The sequence below is a fragment of the Streptomyces sp. R41 genome (assembly GCF_041053055.1).
Classification (GTDB): Bacteria; Actinomycetota; Actinomycetes; order Streptomycetales; family Streptomycetaceae; genus Streptomyces.
Genome location: NZ_CP163443.1, coordinates 367619 through 387209 on the forward strand (window position 1 = coordinate 367619; position 19591 = coordinate 387209).

A 19591-nucleotide genomic window follows, 5' to 3' on the forward strand; every position below is an offset into this window, starting at 1 on the left:
GCAGTGTAGACATAGGCACATGGTCGGACTATTGGGTCGATCCCGGGCTCAGTCGACCCGCCGCCTCAAGACCCCCCTCGATCAGCATGGGCCACACGGAGGCAGGCACCGACGCAGCCCGTCCGCCGGGCCCAGGTCGGCGCTGAGCGGGCGCAGCGTCGCCGGGCAGGTCTTCCTCCTGCAAGTGGTGATCGTGCTGCTCCTGGTCGTGTCCGGGGTGGTGGCGCTGGTGCTCCAGGTACGTCACGACAGCACCCAGGAGGCCCGCAACCGTTCGCTCGCCGTCGCCGAGACCTTCGCCAACGCGCCGGGCACCCGCGCGGCGCTCAGCGCGCCCGACCCCACGGCTGTGCTTCAGCCGCGAGCCGAAGCCGCCCGCAAGGCGTCGAAGGTGGACTTCATCGTCGTGATGAACACCGACGGGATCCGCTACACCCATCCCAAGCCCGACCGGATCGGAAAGAAGTTCGTCGGAACCCTCGCACCCGCGCTGGCCGGTCACCCCACCGTCGAGCAGATCACGGGAACCATCGGGCCGCTGGTGCAGGCCACGGTTCCCATCAAGGCGCCCGACGGCAAGGTGGTGGGCCTGGTGTCGGCCGGCATCACCACCGCGAACGTGGGCGGTGTCGCGGACCGGCAGCTGCCGCTCATGCTGACCTCCGCGGGCGTCGCGCTGGCGCTGGCGACCGGCGGGACGGCGCTCGTGAGCAGGCGCCTCATGCGCCAGACCCGCGGCCTGGGCCCGTACGAGATGACCCGCATGTACGAGCACCACGACGCGGTACTGCACGCCGTCCGTGAGGGAGTGATCATCGTCGGCGACGAGGGACAGCTGCTGCTCGCCAACGACGAGGCGAACCGACTGCTCGACCTGCCCGACAACGCCGAGGGACGGGACGTCCGCGATCTCGGTCTCGACGCGGACACCGCCGACCTGCTGGCCTCGGGACGCGTCGCCACCGACGAGGTGCACCTGGTGGGCGACCGGTTGCTGGCCATCAACCAACGGCCCACGGACCTTCAGGGCGGCCCGGCCGGCAGCGTCGCGACGCTCCGTGACTCGACCGAACTGCGCGCGTTGTCCGGCCGGGCCGACGTGGCGCGGGAGCGACTCAAACTCTTGTACGACGCCGGCGTGGGAATCGGGACGACCCTGGACGTGACGCGCACCGCCCAGGAACTGGCGGAGGTGGCCGTCCCACGGTTCGCGGACTTCGTCACCGTGGATCTCGCCGACGCCGTGCTGAACGGGCAGGAGCCGGACGTGGGCACCGATCTGCGCCGCACGGCCTCCGGCGGAATCCGGAAGGACGCTCCGCTCTATCCGGTGGGCGAGCACATCGGATTCGTCACCTCCACCCCGCAGGCCCACAGCCTGCGCACCGGACAGGCAGTCGTCGAACCCGACCTCGGTGGGTCCCCGGGCTGGCTGGCCCAGGATCCGGAGCGCACCGGGCGGGTCGTGGACTACGGCATCCACTCACTGATCACCGTCCCGCTGCGGGTGGGCCCCCTGGTGATGGGCGTGGTCAACTTCTGGCGCTCCGAGAAGCCCGAACCCTTCGACGGGGAGGATCTGGCCCTGGCCGAGGAGCTGGTCGCCCGAGCCGCGGTCTCGATCGACAACGCGCGCCGCTACACCCGCGAGCACACCATGGCCGTGACGCTGCAGCGCAGTCTGCTGCCGCGCAACCTGCCCGAGCAGAGCGCCCTGGACATCGCGTATCGCTACCTGCCCGCGCAGGCCGGGGTCGGCGGGGACTGGTTCGACGTGCTGCCACTGCCCGGAGCCCGTGTCGCGGTCGTCGTGGGCGATGTCGTCGGCCACGGGCTGCACGCCGCGGCGACCATGGGACGGCTGCGTACCGCCGTCCACAACTTCTCCTCCCTGGACCTGCCGCCCGACGAGCTCCTCGGGCTCCTGGACGAACTGGTCGGCCGCATCGACCAGGACGAGGTGGCGGAGGAGAGCAGAGCCGCGGTCACCGGCGCCACCTGTCTGTACGCCATCTACGACCCGACCTCTCGGCTCTGCACCGTCGCACGGGCCGGCCACCCGCCGCCGGCGGTGGTGCGTCCCGACGGGAGCGTCGACTTCCCCGATGTGCCCGCCGGTCCGCCGCTCGGGCTGGGCAGCCTCCCGTTCGAGACGGCCGAGCTCGAGCTGGCGGAGGGAAGCCGCCTGGTGCTGTACACGGACGGGCTCGTCGAGGACCGGGAACGGGACATCGACACCGGTCTGGATCTGCTGCGCACCGCCCTCGCCGGGGCCGACCGGTCGCCGGAGGACACCTGCCGGGCCGTGCTCGACGCCCTGCTTCCGGCCCGGCCGAGCGACGACATCGCCCTGATCGTCGCTCGCACCCACGCGCTCGCTGCCGACCGGATCGCGGAGTGGGAGGTGCCGTCCGAACCTGCCGCCGTCGGCGAGGTGCGCGCCTCGGTCACCCGGCAGCTGGCGGAGTGGGGACTGGACGAGATGGCGTTCACCACGGAGCTCATCCTCAGCGAGCTGGTCACCAACGCGATCCGTTACGGCAGCGGTCCTATCCGGGTCCGTGTGTTGCGCGACCGCAGCCTGATCTGCGAGGTCTTCGACGGCAGCAGCACCTCACCCCACCTGCGCTACGCGGCCACCACGGACGAGGGCGGACGCGGCCTGTTCCTGGTCGCCCAGGTCGCCGAGCGCTGGGGCACCCGCTACAACCTCGCCGGCAAGGTGATCTGGGCGGAACAGCCCCTGCCGTGATCCTGCGGCTCAACCGTGATCGGCCGGCCCCTCACCAGCGTCCGCCTCACCCACCGGCGCCGAGCGAGCCGCCTCGCCGACCTCGACCGGGAGGTCCTCCTCCGGTACGAGGGGTACGGCGCGGCCGCCCTGGAGTCGCTCCAGGGCGGAAGCCGCACCTCGGTGACGATCAGGCAGAACGGGCACCGAGCCGTGCCGGGCTCAGCGGGCCAGGCGGCCCAGCAGGGACGAGGCGGACAGGATGCCGAGGGCCGCGGCCAGCACGAGAACCCCGTAGTCGAGGGCCAGATGGGCATGCGTGCCCAGCAGCAGGCCGCGCAGCGCGTCCACTTGGTAGCTGAGGGGATTGATCTTGCTGATGGTCTGGAGCCAGCCGGGCATGACGGCCACCGGATAGAGGGCGTTGGAGCCGAAGAACAGCGGCATGGTGATGGCCTGGCCGATGCCCATCAGCCGGTCCCGGGTGAGCACGATGCCCGCGATCGTCATCGAGAGGCAGGAGAAGAAGGCCGAGCCGAGGACGACGGCCACCGCGACACCGAGCAGCCGCAGCGGGTTCCACGTCATCGCCACCCCGAGCAGCGCGGCGATGACGACGACCACGACCGCCTGGATCAGCGCCTTCACGCCGGCGGCGAAGGCCTTGCCGGTGATGAGCGCCGAGCGCGGAGTCGGTGTGACGAGGAGTTTGGTGAGGATCCCGGCGTCCCGCTCCCAGATGATCATGATGCCGTAGAAGATGGCGATGAACATGGCGGACTGGGCAATGATGCCGGGCGCCAGATAGTCGATGTACGGGATGCCGCCGGTGGGTATCGCCTTGATCCGGGTGAAGGTCTCGCCGAAGATCAGCAGCCAGAGCGCGGGCTGGACCGCCCGGGTGTACAGCTCGGTGCGGTCGTGGCGGAGCTTCTGCAGCTCGACCGCGCACATCGCACCGACCCGTGCGGGCAGCACCTTCCAGCCGCTCCGGGCCCGGGGCGGCACGACGAGCAGGTCGAGGCCGGCGGGGTGGACGCGGTCAGCCGACACGGGTTGCGGTGCGACGCGTGTTTCGGACATCGCTGAAGTCTCCTGAATGGTCGTCGAGGCCGCTGCCGGCGATGTCGCGGAAGACGTCCTCCAGCGTGGGCAGTTCACCGATGTTCGTGGCGCCGCGCCGCTCGCCGAGGCCCGCCCTCAGCTCGTCGGGGGTGCCGAGGGCACGGACACGGCCGCGGTGCATCAGCGCGACCCGGTCGCAGTACTGGTCGGCCTCGTCCATGTAGTGCGTCGTCACCAGCACCGTCATGCCGGTGGCGGCACGTACGGCGTTGATGTGCTCCCACACGCTTGTCCGCGCGATCGGGTCGAGGCCGATGGTCGGCTCGTCGAGTATCAGCAACCGGGGCGCGCTCACCAGTGCCTGGGCGAGTTCGAGGCGGCGGACCATGCCTCCGGAGTACGTCTTGGCGAGCCGGTCGGCCGCGGCGGAGAGGTCGACCGCCGCGAGCGCCTGGTCGACGCGCGCCGCACGCTCCCGGCGGGAGACGTCGAAGACACGGGCGAACAGCTCCACGTTCTCCCGCCCTGTGAGCCCGGAGTCGGCGGAGAGCTGCTGCGGTACGTAGCCCAACAGGCGCCGTACGGCCATGCGTTCGCGCGTGGCGTCGTGCCCGAAGACACGGACCATGCCGGAGGGAACGGGCAGGAGCGTGGTGATGCAGCGGATCGCCGTGGTCTTGCCCGCGCCGTTGGGTCCGAGCAGTCCGAAGACCTCGCCGTCGCGGACGGAGAGTTCGAGCCCGTCGACCGCGGTGGTCTCACCGAAGGAGTACACGAGCCCGGCGCAGGTGACGGCGTCCGTCCCGGTATACGCCGCCGCGACGGGTCCGTCGGCGGCGCCCTGTCCGATACCGGTCGGCGCGGCCCGTCCGTCGGCTGCGCCCCTCCCGACACCGGTCGGCGCGACGTGTCGATCGAGTGCGCCCGCCCCGAGACCCGTCGGCACGGCCCGTCCGTAGGGTGCGTCCGTCACGCCGTCGTTCACCTCGGTCCGGCTTCCGTCCTGGGCGGGGTCTCCGCCGCCGGTCGTGTTCCGCGTCATGTCTCCTCGGCCTCCTCGTGCAGGTTCGCCGCCAGCTTGCGCAGGGCCGGAAGGGCCGCCTCCAGGGCCGCACGGTCGGCCTCGTCGAGACGGGCCACCTGGCGACGTACGAGCGCCGCGCGCCGCTGGCGCCAGTCGCGCAGCCGTGCGTCGGCCGCCGGTGTGGGCAGCAGCCGCGCGGCCCGCCGGTCGGCCGGGTCCGTCTCGCGGATCACATAGCCGTCCCGCACCAGCTGGTTGACCAGCGTCGAGACCGAATTGCCCGCCAGGTAGAGCTCCTTGGCGGCCTCCGAAACGCGGATGCCCGGGCGGGCCACGACCAGACGCAGCAGCTCGACCTCGGCGCCGCGCAGCCGCGGAGCGGTCATGCCGCTGCGCAGCCGCCGCCGGATCAGCCGCTGCACTCCGGCCAGGGTGTCGGCCAGTGCCTCGGGAAAGGTCTCTGACTCCACACTTCGAGAATAGCTCTGTGTCAGAGGTATTTCGGAAAGGGAGAGTCAAGAGCGCGCAAGCAGAGGGCCTGTGGGCACACCCCAGGGGCGTATGAGCACACCTCACGGGCGTACCGAGGGGGCTCTGTCGTCAGTGTTCCTTGAGTTCGTCGATGCGGACCGGTCCGCCGACGGTGACCGACCGGACGGCGGCGAGGGCGGCGCGGGCCGATGTGTCCGTCGCCCTGGTCTCCGTCGTGATGCGCGGGGCCAAGGGCGCCGGACCCGCCACCCGGGAGCGGGTGCTGCGGGCGGCGAAGGAGATCGGCTATCGGCCCGACTCCCGGGCGCGCCTGCTGCGCAGCAACCGCTCGCGCCTGCTCGGGGTGCAGTTCGGGCTCCAACAGCCGTTCCACACCGACCTGGTGGAGGGCCTGTACGCCGCGTCGGAGCCCGTCGGCTACCAGATCGCCCTCAGCGCCGTCGCCCTGAGCCGCAGCGAGCGGCAGGCCGTGGAGGCGTTGCTCGCCGACCGCTGCGAGGCCCTGATCCTGCTCGGTCCGCAGGCCCCCGCCGCTCGGCCGGCGGAGCTGGCCGTACAGCTGCGGGTCATTTCCGTGGCCCGGCGGCTGCGGCCGCCCGCCGTCGGGGTGGATGTCGTCCGGACGGCCGACGACGAAGGCGCCCGCCAGGCCGTCGATCATCTCGTGGCCCTCGGTCACCGGGACATCGCCCACATCGACGGCGGCCGGGCGCCGGGCGCGGCCGACTGGCGCCGCGGCTACCGTACGGCCATGAACCGCCACGGCCTCGGCGAGCACGCGCAGGTCCTGCCGGCCGGACTGACCGAGGAGGACGGCGCCGCGGCGGCCCGCGCCCTCCTCGACGCGGGCCGTCGGCCCACCGCCGTCCTCGCCTTCGACGACCGCTGTGCCACCGGCGTCCTCGACATGTTTCTGCGCGCCCGCGTAACCCGTCCCCGGTGAGATCTCCGTCGTCGGCTCGACGACAGCTGTCTTGCCCGACTCGCCCATATCGACCTCACGACCGTCGGTCAGGACATCGCGCGCTTCGCGCAGTCGACGGTCGGCCGGGCCGTGGCACGGCTGGAGGGCGAGACACCGTCCGAGGGCCAGGGGCAGGAGATCGTCATCGAGCCGCACCTCGTCACGCGCGGTACCACCGCCGCTCCCCCGGTCACCTGAGCCCTCGGCGATCCCGGCCGGACGGCACTCAACGAGTGCACCTCGCCCCACTGCCACTTACCGTCCAGTAATATCGCGCGACAGGCCCCCCAGAGGAGGAACCGTGCCACGGTCGGAACGCTCGCCCTTGTTGCTCGCCGGCCTATTGGCCGCCGCGGGCGTCACCCACTTCGTCGCGCCACGGCAGTACGACGCGACCATTCCGCGCGCCCTGCCGGGGACGCCGCGCACCTGGACCTACGCCAGCGGTGCCGCCGAACTCGCGCTGGCGGCCGGGGTGGCGCTGCCCCGTACACGGCGTATCGCCGGGCTGGCCACCGCCGCCTTCTTCGTCGGCGTGTTCCCCGCCAACGTCCAGATGGCGGTGGACTGGCGCCACCGTGCGACGCCTCTCAAGGCGGCGGCACTCGCGCGGCTGCCGCTGCAGGTGCCGCTCGTGCTGTGGGCGCGCGGTGTCGCCCGGGCCGCGGAGGTGCGGTCATGACGTCTCGGGTGAACGTGGGCGACACCGTCGAGGACTTCACGCTGCCGGACGAGACGGGGGCGAACCGGAGCCTGTCCGAACTGCTCGGCGACGGGCCGGTGGTGCTGTTCTTCTATCCCGCCGCCCTCACCGCCGGCTGCACCGCAGAGGCCTGCCACTTCCGTGATCTGGCCGCCGAGTTCGCCGCCGCGGGTGCCCGGCCGGTGGGGATCAGCGGTGACCCGGTCGACCGGCAGCAGGAGTTCGCCGGGCGCCACACGCTCGGGTTCCCGCTGCTGTCCGACACCGAAGGGACCGTCCGTGAGCGGTTCGGGGTGAAGCGCGGCTTCTCCATGGCCCCGACCAAGCGGGTCACCTTCGTCATCGCGCAGGACCGCACGGTCCTGGAGGTGGTCCGCAGCGAACTGCGGATGAGCGCGCACGCCGACCGCGCCCTGGCCGCTCTGCGCGACCATCGGAGCTGACGCACGCACGACACAGTCAAGTGCCCACGTGAACGGGGCCCGCCCCTTCGCGGATGGTGGGCGGGTCCCGTTCACTGCGCTTCATTCTCGACACCTCGTCCGGCCTCCGGCAGGGAGTGCGACCAGGCATGTACGCGGCACGGAGCACACCCCGTGTGTACGCCGCGTCTCCCGTGCGTCCCCCCGCGAGGCGCCCTGTCCTGAGCCGGACCGGGCGGTCATGCTGGTCCCCGACGAGCCGACAGCACGATCAACGGAGCCCACATGACAGACCAGGTCACCCGTCTCGAAGTGAAGCCCGTCGCCGGTCATGTCGGCGCCGAGATCACGGGAGTCGACCTGGCCGGGGAGTTGGCGGACGAGGTCGTCGACCGGATCCGGGCGGCGGTGTTGCGCTGGAAAGTGGTGTTCTTCCGGGCACAGCGACTGGATCACGCCTCTCATGTCGCGTGCGCGCGGCGGTTCGGCGAGCCGATCCGCCTGAGGTCACGCGGAAGTGCGTCGCCCAGGGACGTCCCCGAGGTCGAGACGACGGCCGATCGGCTGGAACTCGGTGGCCGTTACGGCATGGACCACGACGAGTGGCTGCGACGGCGCCGCCATTCGCTGCTGCGGGGGTGGCACTGCGACCACGGCGCCCGAGTCGATCCGCCGGCCGCGACCATCCTGCGCGCCGAGGCCGTACCGCCGTACGGCGGTGACACGACCTGGTCCAACCTGGCCGTCGCCTACGCGGGCCTTTCGGAGCCCGTACGCCACTTCGTGGACGGCCTGCGTGCGGAGCACCGGCTCGGGGTCGGGTACCAGGCGCGGCCCGGCGATGACGCGTACGTGCGCCATCTGCTGGACCATCAGATCGCCTCCGACCACCCGCTGGTACGGGTGCACCCGGAGACGGGCGAGCGGGTGCTGTTCGTCAACGGCTACTACATCGAGCAGATCCTGGGGGTGTCCCGCGCGGAGAGCCGGGCGCTCCTGGAGATGCTGCTGGAGCAGGCGACCCGGCCCGAGTACACGGTGCGGTTCCGGTGGGAGCCGGGCAGCGTGGCCTTCTGGGACAACCGGGCCACGATCCATCTGGCGCCGAGTGATACGGCCCATGTCGACCATCCCCGGGTCATGCACCGCGTGATGCTCGCCGGCGATGTCCCGGTGGGGGTCGACGGCAAGCCGTCGGTACCGATCGTGGGCAGCGAGCCGCAGCGCTGGTGAGCCACGGCCGGCAGGCGTGAGGCAGCACCCCAGGGCAGGGTGCCGTCAGAAGATGCCCTGTCCCGGGACCAGAATGCCGTTCGGGTCGTAGGTGTGTCTGGCAGTGGCCAGTTGGCGCCAGGCGGAGCCGAAGTGGTCGCGCCAGTCCGTCGGGCTGAAGGGGACGGAGCCGACCGGGTAGTGGGTGCCGCCGGCCGCGTGAACGGTGTCGTAGGCGGAGCGGTTGGCGGCGAGGAGACGGTCGATGGTCGCCGTGTCGTCGGGCGGGGTCGTGCGCAGAACAGCCAGAAGGTAGGGCACGGGGTCGTCGGGGGTACGCAGCAACGGCATGTGCAGTCGCTCGCGCAGCAGTGGATACAGGAGGACGACGCCCGGGCCGAGGTCGGCCGAGGTGAGGTCGTCCAGCAGGGATCCGGCGAGAGCGGCGGCCTCGCGGCCGGGCAGCAGCAGGTTGAGCCAGGGGTGGGCGTACGCCCACAGCCCCGCCTCCTTCAGAGCGGCGATGCCCGGGGCGAGCCGGTCGAGGAAGTCGTAGTACGCGAGGTCGGACGTCTGTACACCGGACGGGTCGTGGCGCAGTCCTCGCAGCAGTGCGCCGTCGTCGGGAGCGGGACCGACGGGAGGGCCGTAGGCGACGGCTTCGAGGAGGTAGCCGCGGAAGGCTCCGGCGCTGTCAGGGATGACTTGGCCCTCGACATAGGCGAATCGGCCCTCCCGCACCAGCAGTCGCTGGTCGTCGAGGAACGTACGCAGGTCGTCGTACGGCAGGAGGTAGTGGCGCACCGTCTCGGGCGCGGGAACCAGACGCAGGGTGGCGCCTACGACGACCGCGCATTGGCCGAGTCCGGCGAGCACGGCGCGGAAGAGGTCGCGGTGGCGTGTCGGGGAGCAGCGGACGAACTCTCCGGCGCCGGTGACGACGTGCAGTTCCGTGACGTTGTCGACCTGGGCGCCGTGCCGATGGGTCTGGCCGCCGAGACCGCCGACCGACAGGGTGCCGCCGACGGAGAGTTCGAGATAGTCGGTGAAGGTGGGCGGGGTGAGGCCGTGCACCAGGGTGGCCTTGGCCACGTCGCTCCACTTGGCACCCGCCCCGACCGTGACCGTCGTACTCCGTGGTCCGACAGTGCCGATGGCTCCGAGCGGTGCGGTCTCGATGACCAGACCGCCGTCGACCTGTGCCTGGCCTTGAGTGGCGTGGCCCTGACCACGAGGGGCGACCCGCAGTCCGTGCGCGTTGCAGAAGCGGATCATCGTGACGACGTCCCTGACGGAACCCGGTCGCAGGACCGCGGCCGGACGCCGATGGACGATGTGTCCGAAGTCGTCGGCGGCGGCGGTGAGTGATGCCTCGTCGGTGTGCAGGGTCCCGTCGAGCGGCGGGAGGTCGGTCAGCGGCCGGTCGGACGCGGTGACCGCCCAGCTGCGGGTGAAGGGGTCGAACCCGATCACCGCGGCGCCCACGGCCGCGAGGCCGTGCAGTGCGGTACGTCGCGAGGGTGTCCGGGGCATGCGCTCCTCCTGGGGCAGGCGGGATGCGGCGATCAACTCCGGCCGAGTCTAAGGCGATTGGGTCTTGAGACGAGGGCGGACCACCGTGGATTCCCACCAACGGCCCTGTTCCGCGGGGGCTGTGGGAGGTGGGACGAGTGCGGCCGCCGTCCGGGCGTGGACGGCGGCCGACTTCAGACCGACACGGCGCGGTTCACTCGGCGACGCGGCACGGTTCACTCGCCGACGCGGCACAGCTCACTCGTCGACGGCGCACCGCTCACTCGCCGACGGCGACACCGAAATGGGCGCCGCCACTCAAGTCGCCCAGCGCGCCCGCCTGGTGGCGCCACGAGGCGGGGCACATGATGCGGGGAGCGTGCCGGTGTGCCGCGGGGCGTCGCCCCGGTACGTGAACACTCGGCGGGGGCGGCCGCCGGCGCGGCTCAAGTCGTCGAGGACGGCCCCTCCTGCGGCTTGTCCTCGTCGGTGTCCTTCTCCGGCGTACGCAGGTATCCCTGAAGTTCGAGCAGACCCTCCGGCTTCGCGGGGCGGCCGTCGGAGTTCTGGCCGTTCAGGTTCTGCCGGACCGAGTCCAGGATCGTCAGGCCCTGGGCGACCAGGCCGGCCGCGATCTCGCCGAGGCCATCGGCACCGTTCAGGACGTTGACGTTCGCTCCGGCGAGACCGCCCGCCGCTTCCTTCACGATCTGCGGAAGCTGGTCGATCAGCATCCGGTCGAGTGCGACGCGGTCGTGCGAGGCCGCGGCCTCGGCCTGGATCTTCATGCGTTCCGCCTCGGCGATGGCGAGCACCCTGATCCGCTCGGCCTCGGCCTCGGCGGGCTTCACGATCTCGGCCACCAGCTGCTGCTGACGCAACTTGGCCTGGCGCAGGGCCAGTTCGGTCTGCGCGGCGAGCACCTCCTGCTGCGCGTGGGCCTGCGCCAGCGGCCCGGCCTGGGCGGCCTGCGCCTGCGCGCGGTCCACCTCGGCCGAGTACTCCGCCTTCACCACCGCGGTCTGCCGGGCGTACTCCGCCTGGTTGCGGGCCGCCACCTGCTCCGCCTCGACCGAGGCCTGCGTGGCCTGGGCCTGCGCGATCTGGGCCTGCCGCTGGATGGCCGCCTTGTGCGGTGCCGACATGGCGTCGATGTAGCCGACATCGCCGTCGTCGATCGACTGGATCTGCAGCGAGTCCACGATCAGGCCGATCTTCGCCATCTCGGTCTTCGAGGTGTCCAGGACCTCCGCGGCGAGCTTCTGCCGCTCGGTGACGATCTCCTCGACCGTCATCGAGCCGATGATCGCGCGCAGGTGCCCGGCGAAGATGCGGCCGGTCAGCACCGACATCTGATCCTGGTCGGAGAGGAAGCGCTGACCGGCGTTGATGATGCTCTCGTGGTCATTGCCGACCTTGAACGCGATCACGGCGCGGACGTGCAGCGCGATGCCCTGCCTGGTCACACAGGTCTCGGTGACCTCGGCCTCGCACATCGACAGCGTGAGGAACCGCGTCTTGCGGAAGACGGGGAGCACGAACTTTCCGTGCCCCGTCACCACTCGGAACGGCGCGCCCCCCAGTCCCCGCCTGCCTCCCGAGATCAGCATCGCCTCGTCGGGAGCGGGAACGCGGTAACCGAACATCCTTGTACTCCTTAACCGGCGTCGGCGGTGTCCCCGCCCAACGCGTCCAACGGATCGGCCCACTCGATGACGTCGACTTCGCGACATCCACGTGATTCGATCACGAGCACGGTCGCGCCTGTCGGCAGGGGTTCCTGCGACCAGGCGAGGAAGGTCTCGGATCCGCCTCTGACCCGCACGAGGATCTCGCCGGGACCGGCGGCTCCGCGCGTGCCGACGAGTAGCTCCCCCGTACAGCCGATCACGGCCTCGTCCTGCACCACTGTCGGCCGCCCCCAATCGTTGTGGTTCTCCTTTCGACCTTAGACCCACCTGCGTCGGGCGCCTATGCTCCTGGCGATCCTGGTGTCCTGCCAGGAGCCCGCACGCTCAGCCCCTGGTGAACCGATAGGTCTTGCTGTCGGTCAGGACGCAGAAGCCCGGCGACACGACGATCACGCGCAGGGTGCCGGTGCGCCGGTCGTAGTCGATGCCCTCCGCCTCGAAGGTGCCCGAGCAGGAGCTGCGCAGCGGGAGCTGGCGGAGCGCCGTGACATGGCCGGACACGTCCGCCGAGCCGGGCTCGCCGCTCAGGTCGACCTGCAGCAGCGGCTTGGTGATGCCGAAGAGCGTGCCCGCCGGGTCGTCGGACGAGCACAGCAGCTGGGTCGCGGTGACGAAGTCGCAGCCCTGTACGTCACGGACCGCGTGGTCCAGGTTGATCGTGGACGCCTGCGGCAGGTTCGCCGAGGGGGACGTGCTCGGGTTCACGCCCGGGGTCGGGAACACCAGCAGCCGGCTCATCGTGCCGTACTCGCCGGACACCATCCACGTACCGCTCGGCGCGACGGTGGCGAACGAGTTGTTCAGCGCCTCTCCCGCGCTCAGCGCGTGGACGTACTCCGACCAGCCTCCGCCCGGCGCCTGTACCCGGAACATCTTCGAGCTGCCGGAGTCGCTCTGGTACGGCTCGATGTAGTAGCCGTTGTAGGAGGCGTCCGGGTCGCCTACGTGGTTCCAGCCGCGGCTACTGACGCTGGAGGGGATCGTGCCGATGCCCGTGTAGCGGTTGGGGCTTCCGGCCGGGATTTCGACCGAGGTCAGGCCCTGGCTCTCGGTCAGCGGATCGGCACGGTCCGAGCCCACCTCGTTCCAGGTGTCGGCCGCCGTGGCGGGCGCGGTGGTGGCGACGGACAGGACGGCCGCCGTAGCGAGCGTGACGAGACCGGCCAGGGCGGCGTGACAACGTTGCCGTGCGGGCATGCGCATGAAGTCGACTCCTTGGTGGGGGGTGTGTTCGGCGCACAGTCTGGCCCGACATGATGGTCATGTACAGACCAATGAATGGACGTCAGTCGTCGACTCACCGTCCACGAGGCGACTCACCGTCCAAGAGACGACGACTCACCGTCCACGAGGCACGGTGGCCGCCGAGGAGGCGACGAGCACGGCCCTACACCGGTGTCGCCGCCCCGAGTTCCGTACGCACACGCGACGCGGCGCCGAGCGCGACACTCCCGCTGCCGAGGCGGGCCCGTACGACCCGGATCGGCTGCCCGCTGACGGGCGGCTCGGCGGCGAGCGCTGCCAGAATCGGCGGTTCGAGGAGATCCCACGCCCTGCTGACACCGCCGCCGATCACGAAGGTCGCGAGGTCCACCAGGCCCGCCGTGATCAGGAGGGCCCGGGCGATCCCCGCGCCCGCCGCCTCGTACACGGCGATCGCTTCGGGATCCCCCGCGACCGCCGCCTCGGCGACACCCCGTGCCGTGAGGTTCCCTCCCGTCCGCTCGCCGTACCGCGTGGCGATGGAGCGACCCGAGGCGAGTGTCTCCAGGTGACCCCGGCCGCCGCAGGTGCAGGGGAGGTCTCCGAAGCCCGGGATGTGCCCTATCTCGCCCGCGGCCCCGTGCGGGCCGTCGAGCAGTGCGCCGTTCATCCACAGCGCGCCCCCGACTCCGGTGCCGAGTGTCATTCCAAGGACGTGCGGTTCGCCCACGACGGCGCCCTTGGACACCTCGCCGCGGAGGAAGGCGTTGACGTCGTTGTCGAGGAAGGCCGGTACGCCTAGCGCGTCCTTGATCGTCGCCGTCACCGGGAATCCGGCCCAGCCGGTGAAGGAGTCGCTCGCCACCAGGACGCGCCCGGCGCGGGTGTCGACCACGCCCGCCGCGCCGACTCCGACCCCGAGCAGGCAAGAGGGCACGCGGCTTTGGAGCAGACCGAGCGCGCCGAGTGCGGCGTGGATCATCGCCTGCCCGCCGCGCGCGGCCGGCGTGGGCACCTCGACCCTGTCGACGACGGTGAGGTCGGCCGTGCAGAGCACGACCTGTGTGGTCGTGCCGCCGATGTCGACACCGGCGAACACCTCGGGCGTCGGACTGCCTGTGCGGGATGCGGTCACGCCTTGACCCCCATGGCGGCCCGGCGCTCCTCGCGACGACGGCGTTGCAGGACCGGGTCCGGTACGGGCACGGCGGAGATGAGCCGCCGCGTGTAGTCGGTGCGCGGGTGCAGGAGCGTGGTCGCGGTGCTGCCCTCCTCTTCGACGCGCCCGGCACGCAGGACGACCACGTGCTGGGCGAATTGCTGTACGACGGCCAGGTCGTGGGAGACGAACAGGCAGGCGAAGCCGAGTTCGTCCTGGAGTTCGCCGATCACCTCCAGCACCGACTGCTGCACACCGACGTCGAGTGCGCTCGTCGGCTCGTCGGCGACCAGCAGCCGCGGCCGAAGGACCAGCGCGCGGGCGAGGCTCACCCGCTGACGCTGACCGCCGGACAGTTCGCGTGGCCCCCGGTGCGCCAAGTCCCGTGGCAGACGGACGAGTTCGAGTACGTCCGCGACGCGGGCCCGGCGCTCGGCCGACGTCATCCCCCTGCGGTGCACGCGCAACGGTTCGGCGACGCACTCCCCCACACTCATCCGGGCGTCGAGCGAGGCCACCGGATCCTGCAGCACCACGCCGACGCCGGACAGCAGAGCTCGACGGGCACGCCCCCTGGCTCTGCCGAGGTCGGCACCGAAGAGGGAGACCGAGCCCGCGGAGGGCGGTACCAGGCCGAGTGCGACACGGGCCGCGGTCGACTTGCCGGAGCCCGACTCACCGACGAGGCCGACGGTCTCGCCGGGGCGAACAGTCAGCGAGACGCCGCTGAGCGCCTGTACCGCTCGGCGGCCGCGGCCGAACCGTACCGACGCCTCGCGCAGTTCGACCACCGGGTCCTCAACGGGCCGGTCGCGAGTGCCACTTACCGGCTCGGCGAGGGACAACCTCGGCACCGCCCCCAACAGCCGTTTGGTGTAGCCGTGCGTGGGCCGCAGCAGCACCTCCTCCACCGGGCCCGTCTCCACGACGTCCCCCTGGAGCATCACGGCGACGCGGTCCGCGAAGTCCGCGACGACCCCCATGTTGTGGGTGACCAGCAGCACCCCCGTGCCCGAATCGGCGGCAAGCCCTCGCAGCAGATCCAGGATCTCGGCCTGCACCGTGACGTCGAGCGCGGTGGTCGGTTCGTCCGCGATGAGCAGGCTCGGCGCGTTCGCGATCGCCATGGCGATGACCACGCGCTGCCGCTGCCCGCCGGAGAGCTGGAAGGGGAACGCGAAGGCCCGCTTCTCCGGCTCGGGGATGCCGACTCGGCGCAGGAGCTCGACCGCTTCTCGGGCGGCGTCCTTGGCCGGGACGGGCCGGTGATTGCGTATGACCTCGGCTATCTGCGCGCCGATCCGGGTGAGCGGGTCGAGCGCGGTCGCGGGCTCCTGGAACACCATCGACGCGGTGCACCCGCGAAGGCCCGCGAGGTCTGCCTCGGCCGCGCCGATGACGTCGGTTCCGCCGACGCGAACGCGGCCCGTGGCGCGGGCGCTGCCCGGAAGCAGCCCCATCGCGGCGAGCGCGACCGTCGACTTCCCCGAGCCGGACTCGCCGACGAGGGCGAGCGTTTCACCGGGCCGGACGCGCAACGACACATCGCGGACTGCGGGCACGTCACCCGTCTCCGTCGAGAACGTCACGCCCAGGTTCTCGATCTCCAGGATGCTCATCCCCGCCCCCTCACGTCGAACGCGTCCCGCAGCCCGTCCCCGATCGCGTTGAACGCGCACACGACGAGAATGATGGCGAGGCCCGGCGGAACGATCAGCCACCAGCGCCCGGAGTAGGCGGCCGTGAGTCCGGCCGACAGCATCCCGCCCCAGTCCGTGGACGGCGGTTGCACGCCCAGGCCGAGATAGGACACGTACGCGACGAGCAGGATCGCGTCGGCGACCTGGAAGGTCGCGGCGACCACGATGGTCGAGACGGAGTTCGGCAGGATGTGCCGGGCGATCGCCCGCCCGTGCGTGCCTCCGATGGCGCGGAGGGTGAGCACGTAGTCGCGGTTCTTGAGGGTGAGGGTCTCCGCCCGGACGAGCCGCGACGGCACCAGCCACGACACCAGACCGAGGATGACGACGAGTCCGAACGTGTCCGGGGTCGTGATGGCGGAGACGACGAGCAGGATGAAGAGCGCGGGAATCGCGATCCCGGCGTCGACGACACGCATCATGACCGCGTCGATCCAGCCGCCCGCGTAGCCCGCGATCGCTCCCCAGAGCGTGCCGATGACGGTGGCGAGGATGCCGGCCGCGAGGCCCACGAGAAGCGACACCTTGCCGCCGTACATGAGGCGTCCGAGCTCGTCGTGTCCGACGGCGTCGGTGCCGAGCAGGTGCGCGCCGCCGGGGGCGACGTTCACCTGCGTGAGGTTCGTGTGGGTCTGGTCGGTCGAGTACAACAACGGGCCCAGGAAGGAGAAGAGCAGGAAGAGCACGACGACCACGAGCCCGGCGACGGCGAGTCTGTTCCGCGCGAACCGGCGCACGGAGAGCCGGTACCCGGCGGCCGCCTCCACTGGTGGTGTCACCGGCAACACGGCACTCATGCGCGGCCCGCCTTCACTCGGGGATCGATGATCCGCTGGACGACGTCGGCGAGCAGCGTGCCGACGACGGTCGCGACGGAGATGACGAGGACACAGCCGAGCAGCACCGGATAGTCGGAGGACTGCGCGGCGCTCCAGAACAGCAGCCCCATTCCCGGGTAGTTGAAGAGTTGCTCGACCACCAGAGCTCCGCCGAAGAGCACCGGCACGTAGTAGCCGAGCATCGCGACGACGGGGGTGAGCGAGTTGCGGAACACGTGCCGCCACAGGATCGCGCGCGGCCTGGAGCCGCCGGCGCGCGCGGTCCGCACGTAATCCTCGGAAAGGTTCTCCAGCGTCGCAGCGCGCATGTACCGGCTGAACACGGCGACCATGGACGCGGCTCCCGCGACGACCGGCAGAACGAGCGCGTTCGGCTGCGCGAGCACCTGCCCGAGCGTGTCGCCCTGCGGCGCCTGCGAGGGGAACCAGGGCAGGAGCTGCGTGAACACGAGCACCAGCACGAGTCCGAGGAAGTACACCGGTGTCGAGTAGGCGACGAAGCTGAGCGTCGTGATGACGTAGTCGACCGGCTTGTTGCGCCGCACCGCCTGCCACATGCCGAGCGGAACCGCGAGCGCGAGCCCGACGAGTGCGGAGAGCACGGTGAGGACGAGCGTCTTCGGCAGACGCTGCTCGATGAGCCGCGAGACCGCCTCGTTCAGGGTGTACGACGTGCCGAGGTCGCCGTGCAGAAGGGTGCGCAGGTAGTAGACGTACTGCACGGGGAGCGAACGGTCGAGGCCCTGCTCGTGGTTGAACTGCGCGATCTGCTGCGCGGTCGCCTGCGGGCCGAGGATTCCGCGTGCGGGACCTCCGGGAAGCGCGTGCAGGAGGCAGAAGACCACCACGGTCACGATGAGGATCACCACAAGTGACTGGAGGGCGCGCCGGGTCAGGTAGAGGAAGGTGTCCATGCGGCGTCAGCTGGTCCACTTCCACTGCGCGGGGTGGAAGTTGGCGAGCGAGTCCTGCGAGAAGCCGCCGAGACCGTTCTTGACGACGGAGATCTGGTAGTCGGGCTCGGGCAGCCAGATCACCGGCAGGTCCTTGGCGACGGCGGCGCTGTAGTCCTGTACGGCCTGCGGCGAGTTGGAGGTCGTCGACGCGGAGATGAGCTTGTCGACCTCCGGGTCGGAGTAACTGCCGAAGTTCGAGCCGCCCTTGCTCTGGAAGAGGGAGTCACCGGTCGGGAAGGCGCTGAAGTACCAGCTGCCCGCGGTACCGAAGAACGAGAGCTGCCACTTGCAGATGGACTGGTCCGCGGCGCACGGCGGGGTCTGGGACAGCACCGAGTTGACGGGCGCGGTCTTGATCGAGAACTTGATGCCGGTCTTCTCCAGCGACGACTGGATCGCGCTCATCATGTTGTCCGTGACGGTCGAACCGGACTGCGACAGCACCTGCATCTGGAACTTGGTGCCCTTGGCGACCCCCGCACCGCACTGGCCGGAGCCGGTGCCGGGGGCGGCGCACACCATCACGCCGCTCTGCTCGGTCCAGCCATGGCTGGTCAACAGCGTCTTCGCCGCCGAGGTCGAGAACGGGTACGGGTTGTTCTTCTGCGCCGGCGAGAGGAAGTCCGACGACTGGGCCTGTGGGATCGGGCCGTAGCCGGGGACCGCCGTGCCGTTGAAGATGACCTTCGCCAGACTGGCCTGGTCGATCGACTTCTGGACCGCCTGGCGGGCGTACAGCTGCTTGAACACGGCGCCCATGGACGGGTTGTTGAAGTTGTACGGCATGTACGTGATCGCCCAGCCCGACCACGGCTTCACCGTGTACCCCTGTGCGGTGAACCGGTCCTTCTGGTCCAGGTCGGTGGCCTCGATGTAGCCGTAGTCGACGCCGCCGGAGCGCAGGGCGTTCTTCTCGGCGTCCGCCGTCGTGAACGGGAGCAGGTTCACCGTCGCGATGTTCGCCTTCTCACCGCCGTCGTACTTCTTGTTGGCCGCGAGGACGACCTTGCCGGACGTCGAGAACGACTTGACCGCGTACGGGCCGCTGATGGTCTTCCACAGCGCGTTCTTCTCGTAGCCGGAGATGTTCTTCGCGGCCGTGTTCAGGTACGTCCAGACTTTCTTCGCACCCGCGGCCGTCCGATCGGCGTCCGACACCGTCGCCGACGCGCCCGTTCTGTCCCAGGCGTGCTGCGGCAGTGGTGTGATCTCGCTCAGCTCGTTGGCCAGCATCCACTGGGAGTTGTAGGCCTTGTCGAAGGCGATCGTGAAGTGGCGGTCGTCGATGGTCTTGAACGAGGTCCAGTTGTCCGGGGACTTGCCGGGGGTGTAGCCCGCCCACTGCGCCTTGTTCGCCTTGATGAGGTTGAACCAGAACTCGACGTCGCGCGAGGTGATCGGCTTGCCGTCGCTCCAACTGCGGTCGCCCAGCGTGATCTTGACACTCTTGCCGTCGGACGCGAAGTCGGCGGAGGTGGCGATCGACGCCTTCTTGTTCCAGGCGACCTCGCCGGTGGAACCGTCGTACGCCACGAGCCGCTCCCACAGGCTCGCGGCGATGGAGATGTTGTTGGTGTTCAGGTGCGCCGCGGTGCCGATCGGCAGGATCCAGTTCGGCGTGAAGTTCGCGGGCAGCGCGTAGTTGATGGAGTCGCGTGACGCGGACGACGTACCGCTCGTGCCGGAGCAGCCCGCGAGCAGCAGGGTGCCCGCCGAGACGACGGCACCGGCGACGAGTGTCGGGCGAGCAGGGGACATGGCTCTCCTCGGGGTGAGCGATGGCGTGTGGCGGAGCCAGTCAACGACTCGACTGTTCGAAGAAACAGACGGCTTCCTGTAAAAAGTCTGTTTCTGCTGTTCTGGAAAAAGTCGGGAGGCGGCTCTTTGGACGTACGCTCCCCTTCTCGGACCCCACGTC

The 19591-nt window shown here is 70.6% G+C and carries 17 protein-coding genes; 5 read left to right on the forward strand and 12 right to left on the reverse strand.

Annotated elements, in window-relative coordinates; genetic code table 11:
- Positions 1-19 precede the first annotated feature (19 nt).
- Complete coding sequence (locus AB5J53_RS01845; RefSeq protein ID WP_369243890.1) at positions 20-2752, forward strand: SpoIIE family protein phosphatase; 2733 nt, start codon at positions 20-22, stop codon at positions 2750-2752.
- Positions 2753-2953: 201 nt separating this feature from the next.
- Here AB5J53_RS01845 and AB5J53_RS01850 read toward each other — a convergent pair whose 3' ends face one another.
- The 3 genes from AB5J53_RS01850 to AB5J53_RS01860 form a co-directional block, all read right to left on the reverse strand.
- Positions 2954-3814 carry an ABC transporter permease gene (locus AB5J53_RS01850; RefSeq protein WP_369243891.1) on the reverse strand — a complete coding sequence of 287 codons (861 nt, stop codon included), beginning with the start codon at positions 3812-3814 and terminating at the stop codon, positions 2954-2956.
- The gene (locus AB5J53_RS01855) at positions 3774-4646 is read right to left on the reverse strand and encodes an ABC transporter ATP-binding protein (protein ID WP_369251990.1); all 873 of its coding nucleotides are present in this window, start codon (positions 4644-4646) and stop codon (positions 3774-3776) included. Before AB5J53_RS01855 ends, AB5J53_RS01850 begins: the two co-directional genes overlap by 41 nt.
- Positions 4647-4834: 188 nt before the next feature.
- The gene (locus AB5J53_RS01860) at positions 4835-5290 is read right to left on the reverse strand and encodes a MarR family winged helix-turn-helix transcriptional regulator (RefSeq protein WP_369243892.1); all 456 of its coding nucleotides are present in this window, start codon (positions 5288-5290) and stop codon (positions 4835-4837) included.
- A 152-nt stretch (positions 5291-5442) separates the two neighbouring features.
- Between AB5J53_RS01860 and AB5J53_RS01865 the strand changes: the two genes are divergently transcribed.
- From AB5J53_RS01865 to AB5J53_RS01880, 4 genes are all read left to right on the forward strand, one after another.
- Positions 5443-6255 (forward strand): LacI family DNA-binding transcriptional regulator, encoded by an 813-nt coding sequence (locus AB5J53_RS01865; protein ID WP_369243893.1) that lies wholly within the window; start codon positions 5443-5445, stop codon positions 6253-6255.
- Positions 6256-6577: 322 nt separating this feature from the next.
- Positions 6578-6958, forward strand: a complete 381-nt coding sequence (locus tag AB5J53_RS01870; RefSeq protein ID WP_369243894.1) for a DoxX family protein — start codon at positions 6578-6580, stop codon at positions 6956-6958.
- Complete coding sequence (locus tag AB5J53_RS01875; protein WP_369243895.1) at positions 6955-7422, forward strand: peroxiredoxin; 468 nt, start codon at positions 6955-6957, stop codon at positions 7420-7422. The genes AB5J53_RS01870 and AB5J53_RS01875 overlap by 4 nt, the downstream gene beginning before the upstream one ends.
- Before the next feature lie 264 nt (positions 7423-7686).
- A complete protein-coding gene (locus AB5J53_RS01880) occupies positions 7687-8634 on the forward strand; it encodes a TauD/TfdA dioxygenase family protein (protein WP_369243896.1) in 948 nt (315 codons plus the stop codon).
- Positions 8635-8679: 45 nt separating this feature from the next.
- Here the strand turns inward: AB5J53_RS01880 and AB5J53_RS01885 are convergent, their stop codons facing one another.
- From AB5J53_RS01885 to AB5J53_RS01925, 9 genes are all read right to left on the reverse strand, one after another.
- The gene (locus AB5J53_RS01885; RefSeq protein ID WP_369243897.1) at positions 8680-10146 is read right to left on the reverse strand and encodes an FAD-binding protein; all 1467 of its coding nucleotides are present in this window, start codon (positions 10144-10146) and stop codon (positions 8680-8682) included.
- Between the two features lie 425 nt (positions 10147-10571).
- The gene (locus AB5J53_RS01890; protein WP_369243898.1) at positions 10572-11771 is read right to left on the reverse strand and encodes an SPFH domain-containing protein; all 1200 of its coding nucleotides are present in this window, start codon (positions 11769-11771) and stop codon (positions 10572-10574) included.
- Between the two features lie 11 nt (positions 11772-11782).
- Positions 11783-12034, reverse strand: a complete 252-nt coding sequence (locus tag AB5J53_RS01895; RefSeq protein ID WP_369243899.1) for a hypothetical protein — start codon at positions 12032-12034, stop codon at positions 11783-11785.
- A 106-nt stretch (positions 12035-12140) separates the two neighbouring features.
- Entirely contained in the window at positions 12141-13019 is an 879-nt protein-coding gene (locus AB5J53_RS01900) for a hypothetical protein (RefSeq protein ID WP_369243900.1), read from the reverse strand.
- A 184-nt stretch (positions 13020-13203) separates the two neighbouring features.
- Positions 13204-14118, reverse strand: a complete 915-nt coding sequence (locus AB5J53_RS01905; RefSeq protein WP_369251992.1) for an ROK family protein — start codon at positions 14116-14118, stop codon at positions 13204-13206.
- 32 nt (positions 14119-14150) lie between these two features.
- Positions 14151-15797 (reverse strand): nickel ABC transporter ATP-binding protein NikE, encoded by a 1647-nt coding sequence (gene nikE / locus AB5J53_RS01910; protein WP_369243901.1) that lies wholly within the window; start codon positions 15795-15797, stop codon positions 14151-14153.
- A complete protein-coding gene (locus AB5J53_RS01915) occupies positions 15794-16675 on the reverse strand; it encodes an ABC transporter permease (RefSeq protein ID WP_369243902.1) in 882 nt (293 codons plus the stop codon). The genes nikE and AB5J53_RS01915 overlap by 4 nt, the downstream gene beginning before the upstream one ends.
- Positions 16672-17631 carry an ABC transporter permease gene (locus AB5J53_RS01920; protein ID WP_369243903.1) on the reverse strand — a complete coding sequence of 320 codons (960 nt, stop codon included), beginning with the start codon at positions 17629-17631 and terminating at the stop codon, positions 16672-16674. Before AB5J53_RS01920 ends, AB5J53_RS01915 begins: the two co-directional genes overlap by 4 nt.
- A gap of 6 nt (positions 17632-17637) precedes the next feature.
- Positions 17638-19431: a peptide ABC transporter substrate-binding protein gene (locus AB5J53_RS01925; RefSeq protein WP_369243904.1), complete on the reverse strand. Its 1794-nt coding sequence runs from the start codon at positions 19429-19431 to the stop codon at positions 17638-17640.
- Positions 19432-19591 lie beyond the last annotated feature (160 nt).